The organism is Pedobacter sp., assembly GCF_965279535.1.
Lineage (GTDB): Bacteria > Bacteroidota > Bacteroidia > Sphingobacteriales > Sphingobacteriaceae > Pedobacter.
Window position 1 is genome coordinate 2,416,980 of the sequence record NZ_OZ257244.1, and the last position, 18,271, is coordinate 2,435,250.

Here is an 18,271-nt window from a genome sequence, read left to right on the forward strand (position 1 = left end):
CTTTTTTTAGTTCATTACTCCATAGATGTATGAATTGGCATTAGCAGTCTTGTAAAATGCACCCAAAGAACCTACAAATCCTATTTGTCCCGGAATGATCTGATTGATCCAGTTGATTCTGAATGTACCTGAGGTTAAATAGGTATTTATTGCTGCCACCCCTGGTCTTAAAGTGTTCATATTACCGTAAGTTGTAGTAGTAGGTTGGGTAGCATTCAAGGTAATTGTGGCTACACCTGTTGTTGCATTTACAGCCATTGTGTAATCTGCATCCGCTTGAAGCGCTGATCCTGCCGAATTGGTATAATTATACCTCACAGTGAGTAAATTATTAGCCCCAAAGATCAACTGCATATTATTCAGTTGTCTTCCGGCACCGCCAATTGCTGCAACAGCTGACTTCGCGGTATTCCAGGCTGCTAAAAATTCTGCAGATTGATTTGGTTCAGCTGAAGGATTTGTTGTTAATGTGGTATAACCAATACCTGGACCAATCATCCGGTGCAAAACGGGAGCTGAAATATTAAATAATGCCTTTTGAACCTCAGATTGAAGTTGATAGAAATCAATGTTGAAAGCTGTTTTGAAATAATCAACTACATACTGTTCTTTCTTTTTCAATTTTGCCTGTGCGTCTGCCGGTAATGAAGCAACAATACCATTGTATTTAACACGCCCCATCATCAACATGTTAGAAGATTGTTCAGCAAAATCTTCTAAAGGAGATACTCTCGCATATTGCGTGATAAACCCTAATGAATAAGCTTCGGTTAGTGGCCTTTGTGTCCAGTTGGCTTCATATCCACCACGAGATACCGTCTGGTATTCAGGTGTGATGTCAACCGTTTGATTCAAAATATGGGTATATTCATGTTGAATAACCTGAATCATACGGGTAACAGATGGCAAACTGGTTTTGTCAAAATCATTCAATACATAGAGAACAATCTTTCGCCCACCTTCTGCCGTACCTAATGTTATTGTTCCATTGCTGTTATATTCTGCACTTCCTGCAAGCACAAATTGTTTGGGCGATATCCTTTTAATGAAATCAGCTCCTCCGGCGGCTTCGAAAGGTTTAATCCATACATCACGAACGGTTTCCATAGCTGGAATAACTTGTTCAATTAATGGCGGTGTAATGTTTTTACTAAGCGCCAGTTCGAACCTGTCATAACGATATTTGGTTTCAATGTTATAAGGATTTAGAAAGTTTTGATCGAGCCAAATGTCTGTTGCATTTTTATTTTTAATAATATTCTGATCAATGATATCAAGATTAGCATTAAGAGTACCTTCTTTTTTGCAAGAAGCAAGGAAAGCGATCACAGCCAGTGCTACTATTCCTTTTTTAAATATTTTATTCATAATCATCTTGGATTTTGTTGAACACCAGATAATGTAACCTGATTGGGTAATTGAAATAATTTTCTTGGATCCTCTGCTGAAAGTTCGATGGTTTCGAATGAGCCGTTTACAGCAAAAACTCTATGCTTTACCGGAAGTTTGTATCTTAAAATATCAAACCAGCGTAATCCTTCCTGCGTAAATTCCTTTTTCTTAAAATCCAGAATGGTGGCTATTAGTCCTGCCTTTGGATCTGTTGTGCCGTAATAACTTGCAATTTTTGCCAAGGTCACCGCATGAGTAGTAGCACTGTAGTTTAATATCCTTACACTGCAATAAGTATTCAGATCTTGAAGAGCAAGTGCATTTTGCCCTGTTGAAGCATAAGCCTCTGCTCTGTTCAGCAAAGCCTCATCTGCCGTTAATACCGGAACAATAGTATAAGGAAAACCAATTGTTGCGTTAGGATTAGTCTTAACAAAATACTCGTTCCACTTCAACATGGTATAATGTGGAACCCCATAGTATGCTGATTTATATGCCCAGCGTGCACCGGTAACGTTATTGGTAAACATCTCGTTATTCTGTATTTGTCCGAAACCGTAACGTGGAGTTACTGTTCTGGCCCAAGATGAGGCTGTTTCAATCAAAAGTAAGGTAGAAGGTTCGGTAGCTTGTGTAAAGTAAACCTCCATTTCATCCAATGTATAGGTATTATACCTTGTATTCCAGGGCCTTAAAATAGTTGCAAAAGCATTTCCGGGAGATACTGCACTTGCGTATTGAATAACCTTCTCATACTCCTTTTTAAACAAGAAAAATCTAGCTGCGAATGCATTTCCAGCTGCAACATTGAAATGGTATTTAGGTACTTTATATGAAGTATTCTTCAACAAAGGCAAGCCTTCTAATAAGTCCTTTTCAATACTGGCATAAACCGATGCTACTGTACCTCTTGAATACTGCCCGGTAACAACCTTTTCTGGTTCTGTTACATAGGGAATTCCGGGAGAATCGTTGCTGGCAGCAGGGTCATATGTTTTAGCATACAAAGTTACCAGCATAAAATGTGCATATGCACGAGCTACCAATGCTTCACCTTTGTAAGGCAAGGCCTCAGCCCCAAAATTGTTATTCTTTATGGCTTCCAAAGCTGCGTTGGCTGCAGCTATTGCCTCATAGCAAGAGTTCCAATAGTAAATAGGTGTATCCTGAGCATCGTCGTCATTATCTAACCAATAGAAGGGTTGTGTTATTGCCCTACCCTCTGTACCCACACCCGGGCCTTTATCTTCTGCATTATCCGATGCATTTTCAGTAAATGGAATGTAATTTGCCTCCGGGTATGCACTGGTAAGCAATTCTGCAACTTTCTCTACAGTGTTAATTTGTGTTCTTTGATCTGGTGCTTGCTCCAAAAATTTCTTACAACCAGAGCTGAGTATAATTGTGGAAGCTAAAAGCGATATATATAATCTTTTCATGATAGTTTATTTAGAATCCTACTTTTAATGATAATGTAAACTGACGGGGAATTGGTAATGCGACACCACCCGATCCAAAAAACTCAGGATCCTGCCCGTTTAATTTTTTATCTGAATAAATCAAAAATAAGTTGTTACCTACTGCACTTACTGAAGCGTTCGCCAGGCCTAATTTCTTAGAAAATGTACCTGGAATGTTATAGCTCAATACGATTTGCTTCATTCTCACAAAGCCACCATCCGCAACCCGCTCTGTCGAATAATTGTAGTTATTGTAAGCATAATTACTACCAAATGCAGTAGCTTCCTGTGCATCTAAAATAGAGGGAACGTTGGTTTTCAACTCATCGCCCTGCATTACCCAACGACTTAAAAATGCCTTAGGCATAGCGTCTAAGTCTGTATAGCTTGTTTTGAATGATGGACTTAAACGAACCTTATTTCCGGCAGCAAAAGTGATTAATGCAGATAAACTAAAGTTTTTGTATTTAAAAGTATTAGAGAAACCACCAGTATAGGTTGGGTCAATCGCACCTTCATATTTCAGATACTTAATTTCATCACTTTGAAGATAAACGTCTCCATCTACTTTACCTTCTTCATTGATAAACTTTGGTGAGCCGTTTAACGGGTCTAAACCTTGAAAATCTAACGAAAACAAACCTCTTTGGGCATAACCTTCGAGCGGACCACCATCCGGACCAATCAGTCCGAAAATTGTTGGTTGATTTTTAAGGTTGGTAATCTTATTCTTGTTATATGAAAAAATAAGCTGCGTAGACCAGTTGAAATCTGCTACTTTTAATACTTTGGCGCCTAAGGTTGCCTCAATACCCCTTGACGTCATATCTGCGTAGTTAGCTTGTTTCACCGCTTCTCCACCAATACCTGATGTTCTGAAAGCGCCAATTAAATCAAAACTGTTACGTTTGTACGCATCCACTGTTAGCGTCATCCTTTCTCCGAAAAACCCTAAGTCCAAACCAACATTCAGCTCATTTAACTTTTCAAATGTCAGTTCTGAGTTTTCTAATCCGGAAATATAAAGCTTGGTTTCTTTTTCGCCCAGGTAAGGTCTGCGTGTGCCCATGCTTTGAACCACAAGGCTTGAATTGGTTGCCGACCCCATACTTGCAACTAAACCATAGGTTGCGCGTAAGGTTGCCCTGTTAACCACTTTCTTAATTGATTCTGATTGCATAAAGTTTTCTGTATCGATATTCCAGGCCCCTGAAACGTTCCAGGTTGGCAACCATCTGGCGGTCCTGGATTCACCAAGTAAGTTAGAGCCATCATAACGACCGGTAGCATTAATACTATATTTACCTTTGTAAGAATACGCCGCTCTTAACGAATAATTCAAATACCTTTCATAACGATAACCCATGCTGTAGTAGTTAAAGCCTCCCTCAACATTAGATTTCACAATATTTGGATCAATAAATGGAACCCCACCTTTGTCATACTGGTATCCATAGCCATCAAAAACTTTATTTTGACGGTTTATGTACCTCAATTCCTGCGTGGCAAAGAAGTTTACCAAATGATCTTCGTTAAAAGTTTTATCGTATTCTAAACTGTTACGTACATAATAGTTGGTAATATTATCATCGTTTGTTTTATAAAAACCACCATAAGGAAGTACTGATACAGGTAATGCATTCGGATCATCAGGATTTTTATAAAGGAACTTGTTGTTGGCTCTTATCGTAGCATCTGCAGGGCTTATACCAGCGCGATAGGCTTCGGCCATATTAGAACGCTCTGTGATTTTATGTTCCTGACTGGTTTTAGCATAGCGATAAGCACCATCAAATGAATATTTCAAATCTTTGGTGATTTTATACTTTAAGCCACCCTGTACTTTGAAATCAATTAAATTTAACTCCAACGTATTGTTTTCCAATTCATTCAGAATATTAAACGGTGCATAATTTTGAGTAAAAAATTCCCGGTTTCCATTTGCATCATAGGGAGTTAAAGTTCGGCTGGTATTTAATGCGTAACTAAATGGATTGATATCGAAATCACGGTCATATGTTCCATATACCGGGTTACCATTTCTACCCAATGTACCCGGAGCTCTTTGATCTCTGATAGATCCTTGTGTAATTAACTCAAAACTCAGTTTATCGCTAATTTCAAAGTTACCTCTAACATTACCTGTAAAACGCTTTACATTATCTCCAACCGTCCAACCATTGTCTTGAAGGAAACTGGTAGAAGCATAAAATTTCGATTTTTGAGTTCCTGTAGATACACTAACAGAATGTTCCTGCATAAACGATTGTTTAAACAAAACATCGAACCAATCGGTATTGGCATCGGCATAGCGCTGTAAGAATTGCTTTTGGCTTTGTGCATCATTCTTTAACCCATAAGTACCGGTTGCAGGATCATAAACATACATTTGGTTGTACATTTTAGTAAAAACCCCACCATTAGCACTTCTGGATGAACTCGAATGATTTAACCAGCCTTTGTTTTGCATCTCCAGATAAACATTCATCTGATCTGCAGAATTTAAAATATCAAAATTACTATATGATGGTTTCATATAGCTAGAGAAGTTACCAGTATATGAGATCACTGGCTTTCCCTCTGTGTTTCTTCCTTTTTTAGTTGTAATAATAACAACCCCATTCATCGCCCTTGCGCCATACTGAGCAGTAGCTGCAGCATCTTTCAGGATATTAAAACTTTCAATATCATCGGGGTTTAATCCCGCTACTGATGAACCAATTAAAGTAGAAGGATCTCCTGTAGACAACTGCTCATTTGATATGTTAACTACATCCTCTAAAATGATCCCATCCACTACCCAGAGTGGTTTGTTATCTCCCGAAATAGAGGTTGCACCCCTAACACGAATTTTCGGTGCGGCACCAAATGTACCTGACACGTTTTGTACCGATACCCCGGCCACACGTCCTTCCAACATTCGGCTAACGTCATTAATACCATCCCGCTTTACGTCAGAGGCTTTTAATGCTGTTGCCGAACCAGTAAACAATTTTTTATTCAGATCCTGATAACCTGTAGATACTACGTTAACTTCCTTTAATTGTGCAGCATCTTCTTCAAGTGTTACGTTTACAACAGTTTTACCCCCCAAATCTATCTCTGCTGTTTTATAACCAATGTAGCTAAAGGTTAGGGTTGCACCTTCTTTCACGGTGATCGTGTAGTCGCCATTTGAACCGGTAGATACTGCATTTGCAGCTCCTTTCTCGCGAACACTTACCCCTGGAAGCGGGCTGCCATTTTTATCCCTTACTTTACCGGTAACTTTAACTGCGGCAAAATAATCTACAACTTTATCAAAAATAGATTTCTCTTTAGGCTTAATCAAGATGGTTTTGTCTTCAATACTATAGACCAAATCCTTGCCTGCAATAATCTTTGTCATCACCTCTTCTATGGTAGCATTATTAAAATTGGCGTTGAAGGAGGTAGAGGTCTTAATCTTATTTGTAGATAGTAAAACATCATAGCCAGATTGTTTTCTAATCTCTCTGATAATTCTTTCCAGTGTTACATTTTTCTCTTTCAAGGTAACGAGCTGGCCAAATGATGCAGCGCTAACTTGCATTAGCGAAGTAATTAAAATGAGCGTAATTAACTTCATCATTAATAACAATTTAGGTATGTAGCCGGGACGCGTACATAAAATTCTGACATAAATTTTGTACATTTAATGGTCTGTTTTTTTGCGTACGCAGTTATGTTTAGCGTTAAATGCGTCGCTGGTTAATCCAAAAAAATAATAAGATTCAGTCCGTGAAACGGATGAGTTACAGATGAACAGAAAAGGGGGTGTTGGTAGCACTCCTTTTTCTATTAAGCATACGGGCTGGTTAAATTTTGAGTTGAAGTTTTTTCATTGTTTGTAAGGTTAGTAGTTGATTATTTATGGTTCTTTTATCCGGTAGAGTTAGTTCGGTCTCTACCTTCTTTTAGGTTATTCTTTATGTACTATAATTTTGCTAGCCTTAATATCAAAACGAACTTCTCCTGTTTGTTCGAATTTCCTTAAAACCTTCGATACTTTTTCAAATCTGCTCACCGTACCATAGTACATTACATTCCGGGCAGCTTCATCAGCATATTCTACCTCAACATTATACCAACGGGCAAGTTTACGCATAATACTTTCCTGGCGTTCATTGTTAAACATGAAGTAACCTTTGGTCCAGGCAACAAACTCATCTGTGTCTACTTCATTAACTTTAATACCTGCGGCCGAAACGATAGATTGTTCACCAGGCTGCAGAATTTCAGCCTCTTGCGTTTTGTTGTGTAAAACGCGAATACTGCCTTCTAATAGTGTAGTTTTAGTTACCTGTTCGTCAGGATAGCTATTGATATTAAAATGTGTGCCCAACACTTCCACCTTTTGCCGGGAGGTTGAAACAATAAATGGGTGCGCCTTATCTTTGGCAACCTCGAAGTACGCCTCGCCCTGCAACTCAACTGAACGTTGTTTCGCAGTTGCTATATTCAAACTATAGGTTAAAGAGGAAGCGGCATTAAGCCAAACCAGAGAGCCATCAGGTAACTTGATCTTCCATTCACCCCCATTTGGGGTTGATATTGTATTTTTACGATCGTCTTCAACATTTGCAGTTTTAGCTATACTGTAAACGATCTGTCCATCCGCTGTTTTTGAAATGGAAATACCCGATTGCTCAGCAATATCACCAGTAACCGCATCAGACAATGAAATTTTCTTGCCATCTGCAAGCGTTAATATGGCTTTGTTGTTACCCGGAAGCACATCAGCAGTATATACATGATCTTTCTTCTTATTGAGAAAAAAAAACATACTGAATGAAGCTGCAATAACGATAATTGCTGCTGAAAGCCATTTTACTACCCGAATTAAGCTTAGTTTTCCATAAACCTGACCTTTGTCTACTGTAAAAACTTTATTCAAAACAGCAGACCAATCAGAACTGGTAGCATATTTTGCAGGATTCCCCTCTTCTTCAGCAATCATCTGCATAATTTCTGCAGTAAGCAAATCAGGATGAGCCTCTACCAGAACTAAAAGTTCCTGGCGCTCATCCAGACTTAACTGTCCAGATTTAAATTGCTGTAATAAGTGATTCACCCGGTTTTCCATAAAGATTCTGATACTATGAAGCAGTAAAAGAAATTTAGGACTATCGGAAATTTAATTTATTTTAATTTATTTTTAAAAAGTATCCTGCAAGGGGAAGAACGAATACTATTCCATGCTGATCAAGATGATTTCTGATGGCTTTTAAGGCAATAACCAGTGCGTTTTTAACGGTATTTTGAGAAATATCCAATAATTCTGCAATTTCGGGAATCGTTTTACCCTCCTGTCTGCTCAACTGATAAATTTTCTTTCTTTGAGAAGGAAGCTGATCAACTGCAACATTAATAATCCTGGTAATTTCATTTAGATGAATAGACTCAGAGGTAACATCACTGCTGTTTGGCTGTTTTTCCCTGAACCTGTCAATAACTTTATCCTCTTTTAATTTTCTTCGAAGATAGGTTAAGCATTCATTAGAAACATACTTATACAGATAGGCTTTAATGTTAATTACATCGAGAAGTTTATCCCGATTTAACCAGATCCGCAAGAAAGACTCTTGTATAATTTCTTCGGCGTCCTCATCGGATTTAGAAAATTTGACTGCAAAGGATTGTAATACCGGAAGATAATTGAAGAATAAAACAGAAAATGCATGTTCGTCCCCTGCCACAATCCTTTCAATCAACACACGTTCTTGTTCATTTCCACTTATAGCCATATAACTATCCCATTTTTACACCCAGGTTAAGTACACAATTATGATTTGAGATACCTAAAAATGCAAAAAAAAATAGGATTTAACTAAACAAGATTAAAATACCTGGAAATTCTGTATCAGAAAAGACTTATAACCTTTAATTACTAGTATTGATAATATGGCGAGATCATTAAATATACCACTACACCAGTAACCGCAACGTATAACCACAAAGGAAAAGTAATTTTTGCTATTCTGCGGTGTTTATCGAACTTTTGAGCCAGTGCCCGCACGTAGGTGATCAGTACCAAAGGGATAATCGCGATTGATAGTAGAATATGCGTAATTAGAATAAAGAAATAAATGTATTTAATCGCACCTTCTCCGCCAAATTTTGTAGAGTCAGAGGTCATATGATAAGCTACGTACATCGCCAGGAAAGCAACAGATAAGCCAATAGCAAACTTCATTAAGTTTTCATGGAGTTTCTGTTTACCATTTTTGATGGCCCATACCGCAAAAACCAATACAACAGCTGTTATACCATTAATGGTAGCATATATTGGAGGCAGAAACGATAAGGGTTTTACATCATATCCCAGTTTCCTTAAATTAACGCCAAATAAGATCGCCACAACAACTGGAATAGCAATAGATAACACGACTATCCACTTATTATATTTCTTTTCAATAGCATTATTTTCCATGTCTTTAATATTTGATTGTTGCTGACCTATCGGCCATCTTTTACATTTCTGAGGTACTCCGCAATGAGCACTTTTATTTCATCTTCCAGGCTGGCTGTGGCTTCGGGGTTATCGGCTTCATAAATACCACGAATACGATGAAGGTTATCAATTAATACAATTTTATTACTGAAAATATAATTGGGTTTTACATTACTTTCGTCAGCAATTACATCCAGCAATAAGCCCGATCTAATCAAAGGATATACTGTTGCAGTGTCACCAGCCAAAAAATCCCATTTGCCTTCTTTCGCGCTTAAATTAGCCGCAAAGCTCTTTATTTTATTTCGATCTGCTGGATCAACTGAAAGGCTTAAAAACTTAACCAGGGGCTTTAATGCATAGCCTTCTGAGAGCTGTTTAAGGTATTGACTGCTTTGCTGGTTGTTTGCACCGGTATAAAAAAGATTAATTACAACTAACTTATCTTTTAATGTTGACCAGCTAACGGTATCCTGATGCTGGTTGACTAACTTGAAATCGGGAACCTGGTGATAAATCGTATCGGCAATTTTCTTCCCTTTTACAGTATGAAATGTTTTGGCTACAACTTTATTTCCGAAGATTGGGAGGCTCTTGTATCTGTTCTTGGCGAACTGGGGCAATAAGTAAAAAAATAAAAATCCCGGTATAGCTAAGATGCTTACCAGGATTATTACCTTTTTAATAGGATTTCGTTTCATTAACGGTTTTGAAGCATGTGAATATTTAGGAAATTTCCTTCAATTAACATTAACACGATAAAGTAGATAATGAATATGAATGAAACCGTTAGACACAACTGCAATCCTAGTTTTTCAAATTTCAAGTGCATGAAATAAGCAACAATATAAAATGCTTTTAATAAAGTAAGTATAATATAGATGTAGTTACCCACTTTTTGAGTCATCATCCCGTGAGGGATAACATAAAGGGCAATAACAAACTCGATAACGGTAATGAGCAATAAGATACCGAATACCTGCCAGATTTTACCTTTGGTTAAACCTGCATGATCTCCGTGCTCGTGGCCTTCTGCTGCTGAATGATGTTCTGACATAATAATATTTTTATAAGTAATGATAAATTAAACCAAATAGAAGAATGTAAATACGAACACCCATACTAAGTCTACGAAGTGCCAGTATAAACCAACTTTTTCAACCATTAAATAGTGTCCTCTTTTTTCGAACGTTCCGTTAATGGTCATCACTAAAATGATGATATTAATGATAACACCACTAAATACGTGGAAACCGTGGAATCCTGTAATGGTAAAGAATAAGTTAGCAAATTGCTGTGCAGCTACTAATGATACATCCTCCGGCTTAAGGAAAAAGTTCTTTAATTCTTCAGCAGAAGGGATATGTCCCCACCAGAAACCATCATGGTGTAAGTGAGTCCACTCAATTGCCTGACAGCCTAAGAACATAAATCCACCAATGATTGTGGCAATCATCCAACCGATTACTTCTTTTTTCGAACGTCTGTGACCAGCCTCTACAGCCAATACCATTGTTACAGAGCTCATGATCAAAATGAAAGTCATGATACCAACGAATACCAATGGTGCGCCATGTTCGGCAATACCGGGTATAGATTGGAAAACTTTATCTGGAGCTGGCCATGTTAATTTAGAAAAACGCTGAGCGCCGTAGTAGATCAATAGAGATGAAAAGGTAAAAGCATCTGATAAAAGGAAAAACCACATCATTATCTTACCATATTCTACCGACCACGGTGAACGACCACCATTCCATGGTCCGGTTTTAACTTGATCTAATTGTGATACTGCATTCATTTGGAAATAGTATAATAGTTTGTTAACAAATTTAACGGTTCAAAAGTAAAAAAACATAAAGATATATCCATAATATATCTATAAAATGCCAAAAAATAGAGGCGATCTCCATTCTGTACTGGTTTTTTGCCACTGGTATATTTTTATAGCTCCCAGCTAAAGCATTGATAATTAACGCTACTCCGCCAATAATGTGAACCAGGTGAATACCTGAAACCACATAGATAAAAGAAATAGCTGCATTATTACCTACCATGGTAGCGCCGGTATTCACCATACTGCCCCAGGCGTTGAATTGTAATACGCCGAAAACAACGGCTAAAATCATGGTAATCCAAAGCATGTTGCGCTGTAAACCAAAGTTCAGTTTTCTTAAGGCCTTTGAAGCCAAAACCAGCGTGATGCTGCTGATTAAAATAATGACGCTGCTGTATATAAAAGCATCTGGCAGCACTAAACCATGCCCCTTACCCTTAGAAGCTGCAAATACCAGGTAATAACTGGTAAAGCCTCCAAACATGATTGTAGAAGATACTACAAACAACCAGACAATAAATTTCTTGGGTTTCGGATCAAATGTATCTTGTATATTTCCCATTGCTAACTCCATAAATTATTTTGCGATAAAATCAAATAATAAAACCAACTGCACTGCAGGTATATAAAAAAATGAGCAGAACATTACCTTTTTCGCATCGGCAAGCGTTCTGTTTAACAATAACTTTAATGCTAACCAGGAGAAAATTAATCCGGCTACCAGCGATAATCCGGCTACGAAATAACCACCAAAACCATAAATTGTTGGCAATAAACTCACTGGAATTAAAATCAATGTACTTACAAAAGTAAATACAGCCGATACATGGTCTCTTTTCTTTGAAGGAAGTAATCTAAAACCTGCCTTTTTATAGTCATCGTCCAGCACCCAGGCAATGGCCCAAAAATGAGGGAACTGCCAAACAAACTGGATTAAAAATAGGATTCCGGCGATATAATAATCAATCTCATGGAAATATTCTGCCTGTAAATCACCAAAAGCAGCTAAGTATCCAATAAGTGGTGGTAAAGCACCCGGTATTGCACCTACGAATACGGCTATTGGTGATTTCCGTTTTAAAGGTGTATAAGCAAAGGCATAAAGTAATATGGAGAAAACTGATAACAAACCAGTTTCTAAATTCAACTTACCCAATAACCAGGTGCCTAAAAAGCTCATAAAGACCCCTAAAATAAGACCTTGCCCCGTGGTCATTCTGCCAGCAGGCATTGGTCTGTCTTTAGTCCTGCTCATTAGCTTATCGAGATCTTTTTCTATAATCTCATTAAAGCAATTGGCTGCTGCAGTTACTAAAAAACCACCCAAAATCAGAATCACCCAGTTTCCCCACTCAATGCTTGGAATATGTCCCCTACCAACCTGTATCTTTTGCCCAATCAAAAACGAGATAGACGCAGAAAACACAACCGTAAAGGTCAATCTGAATTTAATAAGCTTAGAAAAATCCGACAAAAACTGTTTCAATTCTCTTTTATATTATTGTTTATAAGTACTTGTGCGATAAACCAACAGGTACAAATAAAACTGTAAACTAAATAACAGCGTAGAAAACAGAATATGTACTGCCTGCGCCACCGGTGGAAAAGCAATGTATGCCAAAGCAAATCCACTTATTAATTGAATGAGAAGCGTTCCAAGTATAAATCTTACGGTTAACAAAGGTGCAGCTTTGCCACTAAACCTGTCAATAACCATTTTATAAACAATAGCGTTGAAAATTACAACAGCAATGGCTATGTCTCTGTGGTAAGAGAATACTGAACCCACCTTTGTAATCCAGGATGACCTGCTGCCATCTCCCAACGATTTGGCTATCACATCTACTGCTTCCCTAACTTCTGTACCCATTACAATCTGTACAATGCTTAAAACTAAAGTAGCCAGCAAGAATCCCTTGAGCCACAATATTCTATACATAATAACAGATGGTGCCTTATGTAATTGCTTAGCATAGTTGTAGGTATAGATTGATATCGCTAAAATGACCAGAGCAAGTAACATATGTACTGTTACAATCCATTGAGCCAAATTAGTGGAAACCACTATAGAGCCTAACCAGGCTTGATATCCTACGACAAAAATATTTAAAATACTCAGTACAATAATCCGTTTGGCTGTCTTCTTATAAGCAAATGAATATATTGCAGTCAGCAGTAAAAATATCCCCGCCAAGGCACCAGCCAGACGATTCAGATATTCAGTCCAGGTTTTAGCCGGATTAAACTCCTCAGGTACAGTAATGCTCTTATCATGCCTGATGCTATCAGCTAAAGCCACTTTACCCATACTTTCCAGGTACCTGGCAAATTTCTCATTCTTCTTTAGTCTGCCTGCAACATATTTTTCTTTGTAATTGGCAGGCAATTGTGATACATCGGTTGGCGGAATGTATTGATCGAAACACTTTGGCCAATCAGGACAGCCCATACCTGATCCGGTACTTCTTACAATACCACCGGCAAGTATAACCAGCAACGTAACGATGATGGTTATAAAGTTAATCCTGATAAAACGTGTTTCTGATCTGCTGACCATATATCTTTTAAGAAGAAAAGGGTATCGGATAAGCAGAAACTTAATCAGATACCCCTTTTCAATTATTTTAAAGCTTTATACTAGCCTTTGTTTTCTTGTACCGGATTGGCTAATTCCCATTCCTGCTGAATTTTTTCAGCTTCAGCATTTCCTTCAAAATCATGAGGTAAATTAGAGCTCATGGTTTGAGAGAAAGGAACTGTTTGCGGAATAAAATCAACATCATGTCCTGGTTTACTGTAGTCATAAGGCCATCTGTGAACTGTAGGAATTTCTCCTGGCCAGTTACCATGGATATGCTCAACAGGGGCAGTCCATTCTAATGTATTTGATTCCCATGGATTTTGAGGTGCTTTTTTACCTTTATAAATCGAATAGAAGAAGTTGAATAAGAAAGCTACCTGAGCCAATGCTGCCATAATAGCTGCCCAGGTTACGAATACGTTCACTGTCAACCATTTTTTCATGAATTCAAATTCAGTGAAAGCATAATAACGACGTGGAACACCATCTAAACCTAAGAAGTGTAATGGGAAGAATACCAGGTAAGCAGCGATGAAAGTTAACCAGAAATGCAGGTAACCTAATTTCGCGTTCATCATTCTTCCGAACATTTTTGGATACCAGTGATAAACCCCTGCAAGCATACCGAAGATTGCTGCAGATCCCATTACCAGGTGGAAGTGGGCAACAACAAAATAAGTATCGTGTAAGTTAATATCCAATGAGGCATTACCTAAGAAGATACCGGTTAAACCTCCAGAAATAAAGAAAGATACTAAACCGATTGCGAACAACATCGCTGGAGTGAAACGAATATTACCTCTCCAAAGTGTAGCTAAATAGTTAAATGTTTTTACTGCTGAAGGAACCGCAATAATCAATGTAGTGATCATAAATACACCACCCAATAATGGATTCATACCAGTTACAAACATGTGGTGACCCCACACGATGAATGAAAGTACAGTAATACCAATTAATGAATAAACCATTGCATGGTAACCGAAGATTGGCTTACGGGAATTTACCGAGATAACCTCAGATGAAATACCTAACGCCGGCATAATTACAATGTATACCTCCGGGTGACCTAAGAACCAGAATAAGTGTTGCCATAAGATTGGTGAACCACCTTCGTTAGGTAAAATATTGCCACCTAAAACGATATCTGACAAATAGAAACTTGTTCCTACACTACGGTCGAAGATTAACAAAACCACACCCGCTACTAAAACCGGGAAAGATAAAATACCTAAGATTGCAGTTAAGAAGAATGCCCAGATTGTTAAAGGCATTTTCCATAAATCCATTCCTTTAGTACGCATGTTTAAGATTGTACTTACGTAGTTGATACCACCCATTAAAGATGAAGCAACGAAGAGTACCATACTTACTAACCATAAGGTCATACCCAATCCAGATCCTGGCATTGCTTTAGGTAAGGCAGATAAAGGAGGGTAAACGGTCCATCCACCAGATGCTGGTCCGGTTTGAATAAAGAATGAAGACATCATCACCACACAAGCCAGGAAGAAGAACCAGTAAGATAACATGTTCAAAAATGGCGATGCCATATCTCTTGCTCCAATTTGTAATGGAATTAATAAGTTACTAAATGTACCACTTAAACCCGCTGTTAATACAAAAAACACCATGATGGTACCGTGGATGGTAACCAATGCAAGGTAAAAATCTGGTTTGATACGACCACCTTCAGCCCATTTACCTAAAAATGTTTCTAAGAATGGAAAATCTTTATCTGGCCATGCTAATTGGATACGGAATAAGATTGATAAAATCATTGCTATAACCGCCATAATAATACCGGTTACTAAAAATTGCTTAGCAATCATTTTATGATCCATACTGAAGATATACTTTGAAATCAAAGTCTCCTTATGGTGCCCATGATCAGCGTGATCGTGATTGTGTTCGTCGTGTAATGCTATTGTTGACATAATTCTTTTCGCTCTGCAGTAATATTATTTATTTAAAGCCATTTGGTTCGTTTTAGCAGCTACTGAATCGGTTGCTGCCGAGTCTGCTACAGATTTAACTGGTGCAGGTGCCACTGGCAAATTAAATTCTTTTCTTAAATCGTCGTTTAAGTAGGTTTTTTGTTCGGCAAGCCACTCTTCATATTCCTTCTCTGTTACTACCCTAACGTCTTTCTGCATATTGTAGTGACCACCACCGCAGATTTTTGCGCAAAAGAAAAGATACTTGAAGTTAGGATCATTCGTTTTCTCCTGCATTTCCTTTGTGGTAATGGTAGGTGTAAACTCGAACACAGTCTGCATACCTGGTACAGTATTTAATTGTACCCTGAAGTGCGGCATATAAAAACTGTGGATTACATCTTTACTGTTTAAAAGAAGCTTAACTGGTCTGTTCACCGGGATAACCATTTCATCAGCCATTTCATCATCGCGAGAGTTCAGATCTTTAAAATCGATACCCAATGCATTTGAAGCAGTTGTTAATTTGTAGTTTCTTTTTCCAACAATACCATCAGCTCCTGGATAACGGATAGACCATTTGAATTGCTCTGAAGTTACCTCGATTTGAATGGCTTTATTTTTAGGATCTTCAACCTTGTAGAAAATTGATCTCCAGGTTAAGAAACCCATTAATACCAATACTGTTAATACCAATGCCGGAATAATTGTCCAGATTTTTTCAATCGTATTATTGTGCGGATAGTAGTAAGCTTTTCTTTTAGCTGAATATTTATAGATATAAGAAAATCCAAATAATAAGATGTGCGTTACTACGAATACGATTGTAGTGATGATTAATGTTAAATTAAACATCTTATCAATACGCTCTCCGTGTACAGATGCTGCATCTGGTAATAACATTGCACCATGTACAGTATATTCCCAATAAACACCATATAAACCTACAACCAGGAATAATGCAAATAAACTTGCATGTACCCTGTTCCAGTTAATACCTACTGGCTTTCCTTGTGCTTCACGGCTTAATTCATATACTCTGATGGCTTTACCCACAATTGCAATGAATAAACATATGGCCAAGAAAACCAGTACATAGAATATTACTGATTTGTAAACCTCGCCCATATCAACTTTCGGTGCCGCTGCAGCTCCAGCTGCTGCCTCTTGCGCAAACGCGCTCGTGTTTGCAAAAACAGTAAGTAGAACTGCTAAAGCTGCGGTCGTTTTATTTGTGATAAACTTTCTTAAACTCATTTTCTTAAAAGTAGTACGCTGTACTGCTAATTATATAATAATTAAATATTCGCTGTTTTAAATTCAACAACTATAGTTGGTGATGCAAACTTTCTTGTAAAAATGGGTGATTCTTTGCAATTAATGGCTTTTTGCTCAAAGCTGTTAAAACTGTAAAGGTAAATAATCCTACAAAACCCAATGCTGTACCAATTTCGATAACACCAAATCCATTTGAACCTTCTTCTACTGCTCCTGGCATAATCATTTGATAATAATCAACCCAGTGTCCGAGCAATACTACAATGGCAACAAATAATAATTTCTTATCTGTTCTTTTGTTATCTCTATCCATTAATAATAATACCGGCGCTAAGAAATTCATGGCAAGGTTTAAGAAAAACCAGAATTTATAGTATTCAAAGCGTTTGTAGAAATAAACTGTTTCCTCTGGCATGTTGGCATAGTAAATCAATAAGAATTGAGCAAACCATACGTAAGTCCAGAAGATAGAGAAACCAAATATTAACTGACCTAAGTTATGCAGGTGGCTATTGCTAACCCATTGCATGTAACCTGCTCTTCTTAATAAAATAAGAATTACCGCAATTGTTGCTAAACTGCTTACCCACATGGCAGCAAAGTTATACCAACCAAACATGGTTGAGAACCAGTGCGCCTCTAAAGACATCACTGTATCAAATGCAAATATTGGCGTTGTAAATCCATAAATTACAAGGAAAATACAGGCGTTTTTGAAACTTGTTCTGTAAGAATTTAAACCACCGTTTAAATCTTCGTTGTAAGATAAGTTTACAAATTTGATTGCGAAGAAGCTATAAATTCCTAAAAAGATCACCAATCTACCTAAGAAGAAAGGGATATTTAAGAATACTGATTTACCTGCAATAATTGCATCATAATGCTCAGATCCTTTTTCAGCTAAACCATGAGTGGCCCAGTGTTTATATAGATATGGAGCAGTAACGGTTTGACCGTGCTCGATAATATCATGTTGTAACAATAAGCCAGCACCGGCAATGGCGATTAAAATAATCGATGCTAGTGGTAATGTTTTAGCCATCGCTTGTGGTACGCGCAAAATTGCTGCAGACCAACCCGCTTGTGCTACATATTGAACAGCTAGGAAAAATGATCCTGACATACAAACGCATGCAAAATAATATCCCATAAGCAACAAGTTAGCAAAGGTGCGCTCATGATGGCCACTTAAAAATCCGTAAGCAATAGCAGCGATACCTAAAACGATACCAACTATACTTAAGGTTTTTGCTTTACCTGTAAACTCAAACTGTTCACTAAAATTAAAATTGTGAGTTCCCATTTATATTCTGCTTT

15 protein-coding genes are annotated in these 18,271 nt (G+C 37.7%); all 15 read right to left on the reverse strand.

The annotated features are described in order from the left end of the window. Positions 1-6 precede the first annotated feature (6 nt). Positions 7-1,368: a zinc-binding metallopeptidase gene (locus ACQY77_RS09570; protein WP_421942365.1), complete on the reverse strand. Its 1,362-nt coding sequence runs from the start codon at positions 1,366-1,368 to the stop codon at positions 7-9. Between the two features lie 2 nt (positions 1,369-1,370). Further along, complete coding sequence (locus ACQY77_RS09575; protein ID WP_421942364.1) at positions 1,371-2,831, reverse strand: RagB/SusD family nutrient uptake outer membrane protein; 1,461 nt, start codon at positions 2,829-2,831, stop codon at positions 1,371-1,373. A 10-nt stretch (positions 2,832-2,841) separates the two neighbouring features. Beyond that, the gene (locus tag ACQY77_RS09580) at positions 2,842-6,462 is read right to left on the reverse strand and encodes a SusC/RagA family TonB-linked outer membrane protein (protein ID WP_421942363.1); all 3,621 of its coding nucleotides are present in this window, start codon (positions 6,460-6,462) and stop codon (positions 2,842-2,844) included. A gap of 330 nt (positions 6,463-6,792) precedes the next feature. Next, the gene (locus ACQY77_RS09585) at positions 6,793-7,944 is read right to left on the reverse strand and encodes a FecR family protein (RefSeq protein WP_428430132.1); all 1,152 of its coding nucleotides are present in this window, start codon (positions 7,942-7,944) and stop codon (positions 6,793-6,795) included. Positions 7,945-8,017: 73 nt separating this feature from the next. Then, positions 8,018-8,617 carry an RNA polymerase sigma-70 factor gene (locus tag ACQY77_RS09590; protein ID WP_421942361.1) on the reverse strand — a complete coding sequence of 200 codons (600 nt, stop codon included), beginning with the start codon at positions 8,615-8,617 and terminating at the stop codon, positions 8,018-8,020. A gap of 143 nt (positions 8,618-8,760) precedes the next feature. Beyond that, the gene (locus ACQY77_RS09595) at positions 8,761-9,303 is read right to left on the reverse strand and encodes a DUF420 domain-containing protein (RefSeq protein ID WP_421942360.1); all 543 of its coding nucleotides are present in this window, start codon (positions 9,301-9,303) and stop codon (positions 8,761-8,763) included. A gap of 26 nt (positions 9,304-9,329) precedes the next feature. Next, the gene (locus ACQY77_RS09600) at positions 9,330-10,025 is read right to left on the reverse strand and encodes an SCO family protein (RefSeq protein WP_421942359.1); all 696 of its coding nucleotides are present in this window, start codon (positions 10,023-10,025) and stop codon (positions 9,330-9,332) included. Then, complete coding sequence (locus ACQY77_RS09605) at positions 10,025-10,381, reverse strand: cytochrome C oxidase subunit IV family protein (RefSeq protein ID WP_421942358.1); 357 nt, start codon at positions 10,379-10,381, stop codon at positions 10,025-10,027. The genes ACQY77_RS09600 and ACQY77_RS09605 overlap by 1 nt, the downstream gene beginning before the upstream one ends. 27 nt (positions 10,382-10,408) lie before the next feature. Then, positions 10,409-11,122, reverse strand: a complete 714-nt coding sequence (locus tag ACQY77_RS09610; protein WP_421942357.1) for a cytochrome c oxidase subunit 3 — start codon at positions 11,120-11,122, stop codon at positions 10,409-10,411. Positions 11,123-11,153: 31 nt separating this feature from the next. Further along, complete coding sequence (locus ACQY77_RS09615) at positions 11,154-11,720, reverse strand: cytochrome c oxidase subunit 3 (RefSeq protein WP_421942356.1); 567 nt, start codon at positions 11,718-11,720, stop codon at positions 11,154-11,156. 15 nt (positions 11,721-11,735) lie between these two features. After that, positions 11,736-12,644 carry a heme o synthase gene (gene cyoE / locus ACQY77_RS09620; protein ID WP_421942355.1) on the reverse strand — a complete coding sequence of 303 codons (909 nt, stop codon included), beginning with the start codon at positions 12,642-12,644 and terminating at the stop codon, positions 11,736-11,738. A gap of 12 nt (positions 12,645-12,656) precedes the next feature. Further along, positions 12,657-13,715 carry a COX15/CtaA family protein gene (locus tag ACQY77_RS09625; protein ID WP_421942354.1) on the reverse strand — a complete coding sequence of 353 codons (1,059 nt, stop codon included), beginning with the start codon at positions 13,713-13,715 and terminating at the stop codon, positions 12,657-12,659. Between the two features lie 80 nt (positions 13,716-13,795). Then, on the reverse strand, positions 13,796-15,676 hold the full coding sequence (locus ACQY77_RS09630; protein ID WP_175474467.1) for a cytochrome c oxidase subunit I: 1,881 nt from the start codon (positions 15,674-15,676) through the stop codon (positions 13,796-13,798). A gap of 24 nt (positions 15,677-15,700) precedes the next feature. Continuing rightward, the gene (locus tag ACQY77_RS09635; protein ID WP_421942353.1) at positions 15,701-16,933 is read right to left on the reverse strand and encodes a cytochrome c oxidase subunit II transmembrane domain-containing protein; all 1,233 of its coding nucleotides are present in this window, start codon (positions 16,931-16,933) and stop codon (positions 15,701-15,703) included. Positions 16,934-17,003: 70 nt separating this feature from the next. Continuing rightward, entirely contained in the window at positions 17,004-18,257 is a 1,254-nt protein-coding gene (locus ACQY77_RS09640; protein ID WP_421942352.1) for a quinol:cytochrome C oxidoreductase, read from the reverse strand. Between the last annotated feature and the right edge of the window lie 14 nt (positions 18,258-18,271).